This is a genomic window from Actinophytocola sp. (assembly GCF_050699915.1).
Lineage (GTDB): Bacteria > Actinomycetota > Actinomycetes > Mycobacteriales > Pseudonocardiaceae > Actinophytocola.
Genome location: NZ_JBOHGA010000003.1, coordinates 1 through 11,590, shown reverse-complemented (window position 1 = coordinate 11,590; position 11,590 = coordinate 1). Strand labels below are relative to the sequence as shown.

Sequence of the window (11,590 nt, the reverse complement as noted above, 5' to 3'; positions counted from 1 at the left end):
GACACGAGCTGTTGGGCCGTTCGGAGTATGGCCGTAGCGCGAATGCCGCGACCGGGCATGACCTTACGTGGCCCTACGCTTACCCGATCGGGTGGCATGCCTCGTTGAGTACCGTTGCAGCATGTCGACGTCGAACCCCGTTCCGGTGACTCCGGAGGCCGTGCGCACCGCTCCCAAAGTTCTTCTCCATGATCACCTGGATGGTGGTCTCCGGGCCGCCACGGTCGTCGAGCTGGCCGATGCCGCCGGCTACGGAGACCTGCCCACCAGCGACGCCGGCGAGCTGGACACGTGGTTCCGCAGTGCCGCCGACTCCGGGTCGCTGGTCCGCTATCTCGAGACCTTCGCGCACACCTGCGGGGTCATGCAGTCCACCGACGCCCTCGTCCGGGTCGCCGCCGAGTGCGCGGAGGACCTGGCCGCGGACGGCGTCGTCTACGCCGAGGTGCGCTACGCCCCGGAGCTGTTCTGCGAGCACGGGCTGTCGCTCGACACGATCGTCGAGGCCGTGCAGGAGGGCTTCCGGCTCGGCGAGCGGCGCGCCCTCGAGGCGGGCAGACGCATTCGGGTCGGCACGCTGCTGTGCGCGATGCGGCAGAACGCCCGCTCGCTGGAGATCGCCGAGCTCGCCGTGCGCCACCGCGACACCGGCGTCGTCGGCTTCGACATCGCCGGGCCGGAGGCGGGCTTCCCGCCCACCCGCAACCTCGACGCGTTCGAGTACCTGCGCCAGCAGAACGCGCACTTCACCATCCACGCCGGCGAGGCGTTCGGCCTGCCGTCCATCTGGGAGGCCATCCAGCACTGCGGCGCCGAGCGCCTCGGCCACGGCGTGCGGATCGTCGACGACATCAAGGTCGACGGCGACGGGACCATCCACTTGGGACGGTTGGCGAGCTACGTGCGGGACCGCCGGATCCCGCTGGAGATGTGCCCGTCCTCCAACATCCAGACCGGCGCCGCGCCCTCGATCGCCGAGCACCCGATCGGGCTGCTGACCAAGCTGCGCTTCCGCGTCACGGTCAACACCGACAACCGGCTGATGTCGGGCTGCACGCCGTCGTCGGAGATGTCCGCGCTGGTGGACGCGTTCGGTTACGACTGGGCGGACCTGCGGTGGTTCACGATCAACGCGATGAAGTCGGCGTTCATCGGCTTCGACGAGCGCCTGGCGATCATCAACGACATCATCAAGCCCGGCTACACGGCGTTGGCGAGCACTACTTCTTGACCTCGAGGCGGCCCTCGAACGTCTCGACGAGGCGCGTCCAAGCCTCCCGCTCAGCGTCGAACGGTGGGCTCGGCGCCATCCGCGTCGGGTCGGGCCGCAGCACGAACGACACCAGCCAGCCGAGGCTCTCCGACTGCGCGAGAGCCTCGGCGACGCTCTTGTCGTCCGCCCAGTCCGCCGTGTCGCGGAGCAGCTCCACGGCGAGGTCCAGCTGCACCGGGTCGACCGCGTCCGGGCCGTCCCCGATGTCGTCGGCCAGGCCGTTGAGCACGTAGGTGTTGTCGGTCTCGACCTCGATCTCGAGGGTCCCGTCGGTGGCCTTGGTCGAGACCTGCTCCCACGTCGACACCTCGGCGAGGTCGTTGTCCGCGCCGCCGTGCTGGGCGATGTGCCGAGCGAGCACGCGGGTCGACTTGGCGACCGCGATCGTGCCGTCGGTGCCGAGAAAGATCGGTTCGTCGTCGAGGTAGCAGCGCAGCGTGTAGTACTCGCCCTCGGCCGTGATGATCTTGATGGGGTCGATGCCGACCTCGCCCCAGAAGCCGACCGGCTCGTCGTCCTCGTCGTCTTCGTCCTCGTCGGTGTCCTTTTCGGACTCATCGGCGTCGACGTCGACGTCCTCCGCGTCCTCGCTGTCGAGCGCGCTCTCCGCCTCCTCGGACTCGGCCTGGTAGGCGGCCAGCTCGTCGGTGGTCTGGTCGAGCGTCACCTTGTCGACCTCGGGCACGTACACCACCTCGTCGATGGCGTCGAGCACCTCGTCCCACCGCTCGGCGATGGTCTCCGCGAGGTCGGTCCACAGCTTCTCGCCCTCGCGGCCGGTGAACGGGAACGTGCCCTGTTCGAGCACCGAGAACCCGGCCGCCGAGTTCAGCACCTCGTGCACCTCGTCGAGCTCGCACACGTCGGCGAGGGAGCGGACGATCGTGATGATGTCGGCGAGCTCGCCGATGGTCCAGGTGTCCGGCTCCTCGGCGGCGAGCTCCGGCACGCCGACGAGGTCGTAGGTGTGCGAGTCGTCGGGCAGCAGCTCGGGCACGGAGAGCTCCGGCACCACGTCCCAGGCGGGGTGGTCGGCCAGGTCGTGCTCGGTGACCGTGCGCACGAACGCGGCCAGGTGCGCGGCGTCGGGAAACGCGTACAGGTCGTCCTCGTGGCCGAGGAAGGCCTCCCACTCCTCACCGTCTTCTCGCCAGCGCGGTGCCCACAGCGTGACGAGGTCGCCCTGGGGCAGGCCGAGCTCGATCGAGACGATGTCCTGAGACATTGCTGGACCTCCTGGTCACGCAATCCATCGGCACACAGAACGTCGGCACTCTAGTTGGTGCGGTTCTCGTGATGGATCACCGGTCGGAGCGTAGCGACGATGGGTCGAAGGAAGCGAGCTCATCAGCGGGGTCGTAGCCGCCGTTCGTACCGCCGCCATCGTCCGATTCCTCGGCCGTCCGGCGCAACCGTTCGTCGCGGCGGGCCTGGAACTCCTCGGCGGTGATGCCGCCGTCGCTCTGCCGCCGAGCCGGAGTCGTGCGGCCGGAGAGCTGCTCCAACGCGAACGTGAGGTTGTCGCCGAGCAGGAGGGCGACCTTGTTGTAGCCGGACTGGGTGGCGTCGTCCATCGCCACCCGGGCGACCTCGACGATGAGCCGGCCCAGGCCCTCGGGGCCGTAGCGGGCGGCGTCCGGGGCGAGCCAGAGGCGCACCAGCCGGCCGCGGCCGTCGACGGTGACCTCGACGGTTCTCTTGCGGTCGTGGGCGGTTCCGGTCACCTGCTCGAGGACCTCGTCTACTTTGGACAGCGCGTCTTGGCGGGCGCGGCCGTCCTCGATGAGCTGCTTCGTGGTGCGGTTGAGCGGCTCGCGTTCGATCATCGCTGCTGCCTGCCCGGCTCGCCGTGCTTGAGCGGGTCGCCGAAGTCGGCGTCGTCGGAGTCGGCCTCGGACTCGTCCTCGACCGGGACGTAGCCCAGCGACTCCAGGTGCTTCTCGCCGACCACGGGCGCGAGGGCCTTGTGCATGGCGCCACCGGCCAGGCGGGTGGCCCGCTCGGCGAGGGCGGTGAGCTGCCGGGCGAGGGTCTCCATGTCGACGGACAGCGCGGCGGCCGAGAGCTGGACGTCGGTCAGCAGCCCGCCCGGCGCCACCTCGACGCTGATGCCGCCGTCGGGCGAGCTGGCCCGTCCGCTGATCCGGCCGGCCCGCGCCACCTGGGCGGCCGCCTGCTCGCCGGCCCGCTGGACCTTGCGGTCCACCACCCCGAGCTCGTGCTGAATATCGATATCCATGTGCTACCCCCTACCTCCGGACACAGTGTGCCCGAAAGGTCCCCAACCCGCGTTCAGCCGGTGGGGCGGTAGAAGCCCACGAACGGCATGCCCGAGTTCTCCGTGCGCAGCGGGCTCACCTGCACCGGGTCGCCGGCCTCGACCATCTGGCCGTTGCCGATGTACATGGCGACGTGGCCCTCCCAGCAGATCAGGTCGCCGGGCAGCAGCTGGTCGGCCGAGGGCACCTCGGCGCCGATGTCCTGCTCGCGCGACGTGCGCGGGATTTCCAGGCCTCCCTCGCCGTACGCGTACTGGGTCAGGCCGCTGCAGTCCAGGCCCACGCCCGGCGCGGTGCCGCCCCACACGTAGGGCACCCCGAGTTGCCCGAGCGCGGCGCGCACCGCCTTGGCCGCGGTCTCGTTGGGCGCCATGACCTGGCTGCCGTCGGGCAGGTTGACCGCGACGCCGGTGCCTGGCTGCGGCGGAATCGCGACCGGCAGGCGCTTCTTGGTGGCCACGCCGCCACCGCCGCCGCCACCCCCGCCGCCTCCGCCGCCGGAGTCGCCGCCGCCCCCACCGCCCCCGGTGTTGTAGGCCTGTGGCGCGGAGTTGCCGCTACCTCGGCCACCGTCCGCGCTGCTGGCCGACGTCGAGCCGTCGGCGCCGTCGAGCCGGGTGACGACGCCGGTCAGCTGGCTCATCACGGCCTGCAGGTTGGTGCTCGAGTCGCCGCTGACCTGGGCGCCGAGCCGGATCAGCTCGCTGATCTTGCGTTGCGCGCCGGCGTTGTCCCCGGCCTGGCGCAGGGCCGCGGCCGCGGAGAGCAGCTCGGCGGCGCGGTCCATGAAGTCGTCGATCAGCCGCTGGTTGGTGGACTGGCCGACCTTGAGGATGCCAGCGGCCTCGCGCACCGCGGCCTGGACGTCGGCGCTGTAGGTGCTGATGTCCTTGGCCGCGCTGCTCATCGTGGTGACGTCGGCGGCCTGACGGTCCGCGGAGCTGCCCTGCCAGCCCTCCTGGAGGCCGCGCGTCTGCTGACCGGCGTCGGTGTCGTAGGTGTAGAGGGCGGTCTGGACGCCGCCGTGCGCCTGGTCGACGGAGTCGATGGCGCCGTCGTCGGTGGTGAGCTGGCGCTGTGCGTCGGCGGCCGGCGAGACGAGCGTCTCCACCATCGGGACGGTCATGCCTGCTCACCCGCCGCCCGGCGGATCGCCCGGTCGTGGTCGTCCTCGGTGCTGCGGTAGTTCGTCCACGTGTTGTCGACCGCGTCGGCCATCGACGTGGTGTTCGTGGCCAGGCCGTCGATGCGGTCGCGCTGGCGCCGGGCGGCGTTGCGGATCGCGGCGGAGAGCCCGACCTCGTCGCCGACCCTGGAGAACGCGTCGCCCGCCAGGTTCGTGTGCGCGGCGAGCCCCTCGGTGGTCAGGTTGTCGGCGAGCGGGCGAAACCCCCTGGTGAACGCCGTGAAGGCCGCCTCGTCGGCGTCGTAGCCGGGTCGTGGCGGCGGTGGCCCCTCGTCAGTCATGTACTCCCCCTTCCCCCGGCTCTGACGTTAGCCGGTTGGAGTTGGTTTCACACTCCCGTCGGATGCCAGACGGTCTTGGTCTCCAGGAAGGCGCGCAGCCGGGAGATGTCCGGCACGCCGACCCAGTCGGGCTCGGCCGGCTTAGCACGCAGGACCCGCTTCACCGTGTTCGCGGCGGCTCGCTCCAGCTCGGCGGTCATCGACTCCGGTGCGCCCGCCAGGTCCACGGCGTTCACGTCCGCGTGCGAGGCGAGCCACGGGGCGAGCTCGGCGGTGCGGCCGGTCAGGATGTTGACCACACCGCCCGGCACGTCCGACGTCGCCAGCACCTCGGACAGGGTGATCGCCGGCAACGGGCGGTCCTGGCTCGCCACGACGACCACCGTGTTGCCCGTCGCGATCGCCGGGGCCACCACGCTCACCAGCCCCAGCAGCGAGGACGACCGCGGCGCCAGCACGCCCACCACGCCGGTCGGTTCGGGCACGGAGAACGAGAAGTACGGACCCGCCACCGGGTTCGACGCGCCGAGCACGGTGGCGATCTTGTCCGACCAGCCCGCGTACCAGACCCAGCGGTCGATCGCGGTGTCCACGATGGACTGGACGCGCTTGGCCGGCGCGCCCTCGCTCGCCGCCACCTCGGCCAGGAACTGCTCGCGCCGGCCCTCGAGCAGCTCCGCCACCCGGTACAGCACCTGCCCCCGGTTGTAGGCCGTCGCGCCGGACCAGCCGGCGAACGCCTTGCGGGCGGCGACAACCGCCTCGCGGACGTCCTTGCGGGAGGCCTGCGCTGCGTTGGCGAGGAAGCCGCCCTTCGAGTCGCGCACCGGGTAGGACCGGCCGGACTCCGAGCGCGGGAAGGCCCCGCCGACGTACAGCTTGTAGGTCTTGGCGACGGACAGACGCTCAGACATCGAGGTAGGCCTCCAGTCCCGTGCGGCCACCCTCCCGGCCGAAGCCGGACTCCTGGTAGCCGCCGAACGGCGCGGTCGGGTCGAAACGGTTGAACGTGTTGGCCCACACCACGCCGGCGCGCAGCTTGTTGGCCATCCAGAGGATCCGGGATCCCTTGTCGGTCCAGACGCCTGCGGACAGGCCGTAGGGCGTGTTGTTGGCCTTCGCCACGGCCTCGTCCGGCGTGCGGAACGTGAGGACCGACAGCACCGGGCCGAAGATCTCCTCGCGGGCGATCCGCATGGCCTGGCTGACGCCGGCGAACACCGTCGGCGCGAAGAAGAAGCCCTTCTCCGGCACCGGACACGGGCTCGTCCAGCGGGTGGCGCCCTCCGCCTCGCCCGAGGACACCAGCTCGTTGATCTTGTTGAGCTGCTCGCGCGAGTTGATGGCGCCGACGTCGGTGTTCTTGTCCAGCGGGTCGCCCAGGCGCAGCGTCGACACCCGTGCGTGCAGCTTCTCCAGCAGCTCGTCGGCCACCGACTCCTGCACGAGCAGCCGCGAGCCGGCGCAGCACACGTGGCCCTGGTTGAAGAAGATGCCGTTGACGATGCCCTCGACGGCCTGGTCGAGGGGCGCGTCGTCGAACACCACGTTGGCCGCCTTGCCACCCAGCTCCAGCGTCAGCTTCTTGCCCGACCCGGCGAGCGAGCGCTGGATGAGCTTGCCGACGTCGGTGGAGCCGGTGAACGCGACCTTGTCGACGCCGGAGTGGTTGGTCAGCTCCGCGCCCACGTCGCCGGCGCCCGGCAGGATGTTGACCACGCCCGGCGGCAGCTCGGCCTGCTGGACGATCTCGGCCAGCACCAGCGCGGTCAGCGGGGTGGTCTCGGCCGGCTTGAGCACGACGGTGTTGCCGCACGCGAGGGCCGGCGCGATCTTCCACGCGGCCATCAGCAGCGGGAAGTTCCACGGGATGACCTGGCCGGCCACGCCGAGTGGGCGCGGGTCCGGGCCGAGCCCCGCGTAGCCGAGCTTGTCCGCCCAGCCCGCGTGATAGAAGAAGTGCGCCGACGCGGTCGGCACGTCCACGTCCCGGGACTCCTTGATGGGCTTGCCGTTGTCGAGGCTCTCCAGCACGGCGAGCTCGCGGGACCGCTCGGCGATCATTCGCGCGATCCGGTAGATGTACTTGGCCCGCTCGGCGCCGGGCATCCGGCCCCACACCCGGTCGTAGGCCCGCCGCGCCGCCTTGACCGCTCTGTCCACATCGGACGGTGCGGCGGTGGACACCTCGGCCAGCACCTCCTCGGTGGCCGGGTTGATCGTCTTCAGCGGCTCGCCGCCACCCTCGACGAACTCGCCGTCGAGGAACATCCGGTAGCTGGGCTTGAGGTTCGCGATGTCCCGGTTCTCGGGCGCGGGCGCGTACTCCCATACGTCGTTCATGTCAGTCCACCGTCACGTAGTCCGGGCCGCTGTAGTGGCCCTCTAGTTGGGCGCGGCGTTGCATCAGCAGGTCGTTGAGCAGGCTGGAGGCGCCGAAGCGGAACAGGTCCGGGGTGAGCCACTCCGGCCCGGCCACCTCGCGCACGGCGACGAGGTAGCGGATGGCGTCCTTGGTGTTGCGGATGCCGCCCGCGGGCTTCACGCCGATCCTGGTGCCGGTCGAGGTGTGCCAGTCGCGGACGGCCTGCAGCATCACGTGGGTGACCGGCAGCGTGGCCGCCGGCGACACCTTCCCGGTGGAGGTCTTGATGAAGTCGGCGCCCGCGAGCATGGCGAGCCACGACGCGCGCCGGACGTTGTCGTAGGTGGCGAGCTCCCCGGTCTCCAGGATGACCTTGAGGTGGGCGTTTCCACAGGCGTGCTTGATGGTGACGATCTCGTCGAACACCCGGCCGTAGTGGCCGGACAGGAACGCGCCGCGGTCGATGACCATGTCGACCTCGTCCGCCCCGTCCGCGACGGCCTGCTCCGTGTCGGTGATCTTCACCTGCATGCTGGACCGGCCGCTCGGGAAGGCCGTGGCGACGCTGGCGACATGGATGCCGCTGCCCGCCACCGCCTCGACCGCGGTGGTCACCATGTCCGGGTACACGCAGACCGCGGCGACCTGGGGCACCTCGGGGCGCTCCGGGTCGGGCCGGCGCGCCTTGGCGCACAGGGACCGGATCTTGCCTGCGGTGTCGGCCCCCTCCAGCGTGGTCAGGTCGACCATGCGGATGGCGGTGTCGATGGCCCACAGCTTCGCCGCCTTCTTGATGCTGCGGGTGGCGAGGCCGGCGGCGCGCTGCTCGACGCCGACCTGGTCGACGCCGGGGAGGCCCTGGAGGAACCGACGGAGCGAGCTCTCGTCGCGGGTCGCGTCGGAGAGCTCGGGGGGTAGCCCCGTACTCGCCGGTGAGGGTGCTGCCATGCGGTCGAGTCTAGGCCGACGCGGAGGGCCGCCAAGGCCGCAGCCAGGGCGTCGGCTCCCAACCCTCCGCACCCGCCAGCAGCTCGTAGGCGGTGGCGCCGTCGATCGACTCGCGAACGATGTCGGCATGGCCCGCGTGCCGACAGGCCTCCTCGATGAGGTGCAGCAGCACCCAGCGAACCGACCAGTGCGTGATGTCCTTCGGGAACCAGGGCTCGTCGGGCACCGGGACAGGCTCATCCAGGTCGGCGATGCCCGCCACGACCTCGTCGGTGTAGGCGGCGACCTCGTCATAGCCGGCGGTCAGCGACTCGAGGGTCTCCTCGGGCGTGAGCCGGAACTCGGCGCCGTAGTCCTCGACCGAGACGCTGCGCGGCTTGCGGGCGATGGTGTCGGTCCAGCCGCGCTCGGTGAACGTCACGTGCTTGAGCAGGCCCCCGACCGACAGCGCGCTCGCGCTCGGCGTCGCGCGCAGCTGCTCGGGGGTGAGCCCGTACGCGGCGGTCTTGAGCACCCGTCGCTGCTGGGCGAGAAAGGTGAGAAGGCCGTCGCGCTCGTCGGCGACCGGGCGGGCGTTGGCGTCCATGACGGCGAGCATGCCAGCGGGCACCGACGAAACCACGAGCCCGACCGCGGGCGGCGGGTCCTACTCCTCGATCTGCTTGTGCTTCTGCTTGCGCGGCTTGCGGCGCTTGACCTCGACACCGCCCATCATGGCCAGGCCGGTGATCTTCACCAGCGCCGCGCCGGGACGCGGCTGGCCCTGGTCCTGGACTCGGTTCTCGAACGCGCCCATGAACCCCGTGCCGTTGACCTGGACGGTGATGTCCTCGGGCACGTAGATGTCGATGCCGCCCATCACGGCGAACGCCTGGATGGTCGTCTCCGCGTCCTCGAAGCGGGCGTCGGTCAGGTCGATCTCGACGCCGCCCATCAGCGCGACCGAGGTGAAGGTCGGCGGCACCGTCCAGAGTCCCTTGCGGTCGGTGCCGGACATGATCGCGATCGCGGTCGAGGAGGTGCCGCGGCCGCCGACGCGGTTGACCGGCGACGGCGCGGGCTGCGGCATCGCGACCGCGCGGGACTGGTTGCCGATCGGCAGGTCGCGGGTGACCGGCTCCAGGTCGCCGAACGTCTTGGCGGCATAGACCTGGTCGAGCCGCTCCTCCAGCTCGCCGACGGTCAGCCGGCCCTCGGCCATGGAGTCGTGCAGGACCTTGGCGACGCGCTCGCGATCGTCGTTGGACACCCGCATGTCCCGCGGGTCTGGCACGGCAGGCAGGTCACTCACGAACGTGAGGTTAGCGCGCGGCGCCGGACCGTGGTGGCGACCATGCCCGGCACAGCCGCGTTCCGTTGCTACTTCTCCGTTTCCGGTTCGCCGGCTGGCTCCGCGGCTGGCTCCCCGGACGTCTCCCCGGCGGTGGCGGGGGCGCCGGCGGTCCGGACCGCGACACGGCGGCGGAGCACGAACGTCAGCGCCGCGCCCGCGAGGACCAGCGCCACCCCGCCGAACCAGAACAGCCACGCCGAGCCGCTCGAGGTGGGCAGCTCGCCCGGGCGGACCAGGACGTCGACCTTTCCCTCGGCGTAGCCCAGGTACAGGTCGCCGCCCGGGCCGACGGCCAGCTCGGTGACCGAGCGGATCGTGTCGTCGGCGTTGGTCGTGCTCGGCACGACCGTGTCGATGTCGCCACCGGTGTCCACCCGCCGCACGCCGTCCGCGGTGGTGACGAACAGCGTCCCGTCCTCGGTGACGGCGAGGTCGCCGGGGAGGCTCAGGCTCGCCTCCTTCGCGGGCCCGCCGTCCTCCTCGTCGGCCGGGCGGTAGGTCGACTCCGCCGCCGTGACCGGCTCGGCCTTGCCGTCGCGCAGCCGCAGGACCTGGTCGCCGCTCAGCACGAACAGGCTGCCGTCCGGGCCGACGGTGAACGCGCCGAGGTCGTCGCCGCCGCGGCGGCCGTACACCTGGTCGAGCGTGCCGTCCTCGGCCACGCGGTGGATCGCGGTCGTGCCGCCGACGTAGACCTCGTCGCGCGGCCCGGTCGCCAGGTGCCGCAGCTCGGGCTGCTTCGCCGGGTCGTCGGTGGGCGCGCGCTCCGGCCCGCCGAGCGGCGTGTGCAGGACGCCGCCGTCCGGGTAGTACCGCTCCAGCGTCGCGCCGGAGAGCGCCAGCAGCGAGCCGTCCCGGGCCGGGACCACCTCGCTCGAGGTCCGGAACGCGGCGTCGCCCGGCATGGCGGGGTCGAGCGTGCCGTCACGCGCCACCGTCCGCAGCCCGGCCGCGGTGTCGAGGTAGAGCGTGCCGTCGACGCCGACGGCCAGCGTGCGCAGCGTGCCGAGGTCGGTCGCGGTGGCCTTGCCGTCGGGGCGCGGCGGGTCGAGGTCGGCGAGCGTGTCGATGGTGCCGTCGGGGTCGACGCGGCGCACCCGGCTCGAGGTGGTGCTGGTGATGTACAGCTCGCCGTCGCGCCCGACCGCCACCGAGGTCGGCTCGGTCAGCGCGGCCTTCGTCGCGGGCTCGCCGTCGCCGCGGTCGGCCCGCTCGCCGGTGCCGGCGACCGTCGTGATCACGCCCGCGTCGTCGATGCGGCGGATGCGGTTGTTGTAGGTGTCGGCGACGTAGCGCTCGCCGTCCGGGCCGACGGCGAGGCCGGTGGGGTGGTTGAGCTCGGCGCGGACCGCGGGGCCGCCGTCGCCGGCGAACCCGCCCTCCTCTGGGCTGAGGTAGCTGTTGCCGGCGACCGTCACGAGCACGCCGTTCGGCGCCACCGCGCGCACCGACGGCTTGCCGGCCTCGGCGAAGTAGACCGAGCCGCCGTCCGCGGCGACGGCGCCCGTCTCCCAGAGGCCGGCCTGCGCGGCGGGCTTGCCGTCCGCCTTCTCGGCCCACCGCTCGCCGCCACCGGCGACGGGGACCGGCCGGCCGTCCGCGCCCAACCGGTACACCAGTTCGCCCGCGGTCAGGTAGACCGTGCCGTTCGTGCCGGCGGCCAGCTGTCGCGCCTCGACGTTCTCGGCGACCGTGTCGATGATCCCGTCCGGGTCCACCCGGCGGATGACCCGCTCGTGCTGGTCGGCGATGAGGACGTAGCCCTCCGAGTCGACCGCCACCGAGACCGGCACCGCGAGCCGGGCCTCCTCGGCGGGTTCGCCGTCGCCGTCCGAGCCCTCCTCGCCCGTGCCGGCGAACGGCCGCGCCCGCCCGTCGGGGTCGATCGCGCGGACGCGGTGGCGCGTGGGCTCGGCGACGTAGAC

General features: G+C 71.9%; 11 protein-coding genes and 1 pseudogene. 1 reads left to right on the top strand and 11 read right to left on the bottom strand.

Features of this window, described 5'->3' with window-relative positions; genetic code table 11:
* Positions 1 to 121 precede the first annotated feature (121 nt).
* Positions 122 to 1,231 carry an adenosine deaminase gene (locus ACRDSK_RS01050; RefSeq protein WP_431437926.1) on the top strand — a complete coding sequence of 370 codons (1,110 nt, stop codon included), beginning with the start codon at positions 122 to 124 and terminating at the stop codon, positions 1,229 to 1,231.
* Here ACRDSK_RS01050 and ACRDSK_RS01045 read toward each other — a convergent pair.
* From ACRDSK_RS01045 to ACRDSK_RS00995, 11 genes and pseudogenes are all read right to left on the bottom strand, one after another.
* Positions 1,221 to 2,498 carry a primosomal protein gene (locus ACRDSK_RS01045; protein ID WP_431437925.1) on the bottom strand — a complete coding sequence of 426 codons (1,278 nt, stop codon included), beginning with the start codon at positions 2,496 to 2,498 and terminating at the stop codon, positions 1,221 to 1,223. The two genes, ACRDSK_RS01050 and ACRDSK_RS01045, sit on opposite strands and share 11 nt — an antisense overlap.
* A gap of 76 nt (positions 2,499 to 2,574) precedes the next feature.
* Positions 2,575 to 3,099: a YbaB/EbfC family nucleoid-associated protein gene (locus ACRDSK_RS01040; protein WP_431437924.1), complete on the bottom strand. Its 525-nt coding sequence runs from the start codon at positions 3,097 to 3,099 to the stop codon at positions 2,575 to 2,577.
* A complete protein-coding gene (locus tag ACRDSK_RS01035) occupies positions 3,096 to 3,512 on the bottom strand; it encodes a YbaB/EbfC family nucleoid-associated protein (protein WP_431437923.1) in 417 nt (138 codons plus the stop codon). Before ACRDSK_RS01035 ends, ACRDSK_RS01040 begins: the two co-directional genes overlap by 4 nt.
* Positions 3,513 to 3,565: 53 nt before the next feature.
* Positions 3,566 to 4,678, bottom strand: coding sequence for a C40 family peptidase (locus ACRDSK_RS01030; protein WP_431437922.1), 1,113 nt, complete (start codon positions 4,676 to 4,678; stop codon positions 3,566 to 3,568).
* Positions 4,675 to 5,019 carry a hypothetical protein gene (locus tag ACRDSK_RS01025; protein ID WP_431437921.1) on the bottom strand — a complete coding sequence of 115 codons (345 nt, stop codon included), beginning with the start codon at positions 5,017 to 5,019 and terminating at the stop codon, positions 4,675 to 4,677. The genes ACRDSK_RS01030 and ACRDSK_RS01025 overlap by 4 nt, the downstream gene beginning before the upstream one ends.
* Before the next feature lie 47 nt (positions 5,020 to 5,066).
* Positions 5,067 to 5,933, bottom strand: a complete 867-nt coding sequence (locus ACRDSK_RS01020; RefSeq protein WP_431437920.1) for an aldehyde dehydrogenase family protein — start codon at positions 5,931 to 5,933, stop codon at positions 5,067 to 5,069.
* Positions 5,926 to 7,362 carry an aldehyde dehydrogenase family protein gene (locus ACRDSK_RS01015; protein ID WP_431437919.1) on the bottom strand — a complete coding sequence of 479 codons (1,437 nt, stop codon included), beginning with the start codon at positions 7,360 to 7,362 and terminating at the stop codon, positions 5,926 to 5,928. The genes ACRDSK_RS01020 and ACRDSK_RS01015 overlap by 8 nt, the downstream gene beginning before the upstream one ends.
* 1 nt (position 7,363) lies before the next feature.
* Positions 7,364 to 8,332, bottom strand: coding sequence for a deoxyribose-phosphate aldolase (gene deoC / locus ACRDSK_RS01010; protein ID WP_431437918.1), 969 nt, complete (start codon positions 8,330 to 8,332; stop codon positions 7,364 to 7,366).
* Between the two features lie 10 nt (positions 8,333 to 8,342).
* Positions 8,343 to 8,918, bottom strand: a complete 576-nt coding sequence (locus ACRDSK_RS01005) for a DinB family protein (protein WP_431437980.1) — start codon at positions 8,916 to 8,918, stop codon at positions 8,343 to 8,345.
* 60 nt (positions 8,919 to 8,978) lie between these two features.
* A complete protein-coding gene (locus tag ACRDSK_RS01000; protein WP_431437916.1) occupies positions 8,979 to 9,623 on the bottom strand; it encodes a DUF1707 SHOCT-like domain-containing protein in 645 nt (214 codons plus the stop codon).
* Positions 9,624 to 9,691: 68 nt separating this feature from the next.
* Positions 9,692 to 11,590, bottom strand: a pseudogene (locus ACRDSK_RS00995) (hypothetical protein); the annotation flags it as partial.

What these genes read in the sequence shown, in the direction of transcription:
- ACRDSK_RS01050 (WP_431437926.1), top strand. Translation starts at nt 122, where the DNA reads ATGTCGACGTCGAACCCCGTTCCGGTGACTCCGGAGGCCGTGCGCACC.
- ACRDSK_RS01045 (WP_431437925.1), bottom strand. Translation starts at nt 2,498, where the DNA reads ATGTCTCAGGACATCGTCTCGATCGAGCTCGGCCTGCCCCAGGGCGAC.
- ACRDSK_RS01040 (WP_431437924.1), bottom strand. Translation starts at nt 3,099, where the DNA reads ATGATCGAACGCGAGCCGCTCAACCGCACCACGAAGCAGCTCATCGAG.
- ACRDSK_RS01035 (WP_431437923.1), bottom strand. Translation starts at nt 3,512, where the DNA reads ATGGATATCGATATTCAGCACGAGCTCGGGGTGGTGGACCGCAAGGTC.
- ACRDSK_RS01030 (WP_431437922.1), bottom strand. Translation starts at nt 4,678, where the DNA reads ATGACCGTCCCGATGGTGGAGACGCTCGTCTCGCCGGCCGCCGACGCA.
- ACRDSK_RS01025 (WP_431437921.1), bottom strand. Translation starts at nt 5,019, where the DNA reads ATGACTGACGAGGGGCCACCGCCGCCACGACCCGGCTACGACGCCGAC.
- ACRDSK_RS01020 (WP_431437920.1), bottom strand. Translation starts at nt 5,933, where the DNA reads ATGTCTGAGCGTCTGTCCGTCGCCAAGACCTACAAGCTGTACGTCGGC.
- ACRDSK_RS01015 (WP_431437919.1), bottom strand. Translation starts at nt 7,362, where the DNA reads ATGAACGACGTATGGGAGTACGCGCCCGCGCCCGAGAACCGGGACATC.
- deoC (WP_431437918.1), bottom strand. Translation starts at nt 8,332, where the DNA reads ATGGCAGCACCCTCACCGGCGAGTACGGGGCTACCCCCCGAGCTCTCC.
- ACRDSK_RS01005 (WP_431437980.1), bottom strand. Translation starts at nt 8,918, where the DNA reads ATGGACGCCAACGCCCGCCCGGTCGCCGACGAGCGCGACGGCCTTCTC.